The sequence below is a fragment of the Pseudomonas sp. GQ91 genome, assembly GCF_059758795.1.
This window is the reverse complement of record NZ_JCAXED010000055.1, coordinates 1-503: the sequence shown is the minus strand read 5'-3', so window position 1 is coordinate 503 and position 503 is coordinate 1. Positions and strand designations below refer to the sequence as shown.

Sequence of the window (503 nt, the reverse complement as noted above, 5' to 3'; positions counted from 1 at the left end):
TTGATCACGTCGATGCCGAAGTTCAGGTGCATCGACTCGTCGCGCAGGATGTACTGGAACTGTTCGGCGACGCCGGTCATTTTGTTGCGCCGGCCCATGGACAGGATCTGGGTGAAACCGCAGTAGAAGAAGATGCCTTCGAGGACGCAATAGTAGGCGACCAGGTTGCGCAGCAGCTCCTTGTCGGTGTCGACGGTGCCGGTTTCGAACTTCGGATCGGAGATCGACCGGGTGTATTTCAGGCCCCAGGCGGCTTTTTTCGCGACCGACGGGATCTCGTGGTACATGTTGAAGATTTCGCCTTCATCCATGGCCAGGGATTCGATGCAGTACTGGTAGGCGTGGGTGTGGATCGCTTCCTCGAAGGCCTGGCGCAGGATGTACTGGCGGCACTCCGGGTTGGTGATCAGGCGGTACACGGCCAGCACCAGGTTGTTGGCAACCAGCGAGTCGGCGGTGGAGAAGAAGCCCAGGTTGCGCATGACGATGCGACGTTCGTCGTC

At 59.2% G+C, this 503-nt stretch carries 1 protein-coding gene; it reads right to left on the bottom strand.

Going from position 1 to position 503, the window contains the following annotated elements:
- The coding region (locus AC6CIA_RS26380) for a ribonucleotide-diphosphate reductase subunit beta (RefSeq protein ID WP_498316086.1) at positions 1 to 503 on the bottom strand (503 nt) is incomplete at both ends.